The following is a 700-nucleotide window of genomic DNA, read 5'->3' on the forward strand; positions in this document are numbered from 1 at the left end:
ATGCGCACTCCCCTGCACTGGTGCAAATAACACTTTGAAAGACACCATCCTGCAATAAATAAGAGAACTCTGAAAGTAGAGTGTCATTCTGCTTCAAGCCCGATAACTCCGGGAATAGAGTGTCCAGAAGGGAAGATGAAGAAGTACATAATATGTCAGGAGCTTCATTGTTACTGGAGATGCGGCAAAGGGTAGATGGATTCCTGACCCATGTTGTGGCATCCGTTTCAACTGCCAGCTGTTGTTCAGCTGTTGATCCCGTGAGTGTTAATTGGGTTTTCTGTTGGTTCCCCCGGCAATGCACAGTGCACTGCCTGGCAGACCCGTTCACGGTGAAAGATGTGGTTTCATCGGGGTGTATGGCAATGTTGCCTGTCGATATCACATCTAATGGCGGTAACGGAATAGGGTGAAGAGGTTTACTCTTGTCTTCTGATGTATAGGTGGCCGATGCAGACAGGCCAACCACTATGCAGAGACTGATGACAACAAAGTTTAGCCTGGAGACCATTCCCATCCTTCCCATAAAAAGAACAAAGAAGATAGCAACGTAGCTGGTCCCCTCTTGTGATGTTGATGACCATATTTTCACACTATGCAGTCCGTGAATTATCAGGGTACGGTTGTGAAAGGGACAGATCGAGTCACTTATCTTGCCTCTTATGAAGGGTGCGCTTGTGTCTGGTGAGATGACAGGATT

The 700-nt window shown here is 47.0% G+C and carries 1 protein-coding gene; it reads right to left on the reverse strand.

What is annotated here, in order from left to right; all coding sequences use genetic code 11:
* On the reverse strand, window positions 1-511 hold a 511-nt coding region (locus tag E1189_RS24885), incomplete at its 3' end, for a hypothetical protein (protein ID WP_230460013.1).
* Between the last annotated feature and the right edge of the window lie 189 nt (window positions 512-700).

The organism is Parendozoicomonas verongulae, assembly GCF_009711465.1.
Lineage (GTDB): Bacteria > Pseudomonadota > Gammaproteobacteria > Pseudomonadales > Endozoicomonadaceae > Sansalvadorimonas > Sansalvadorimonas verongulae.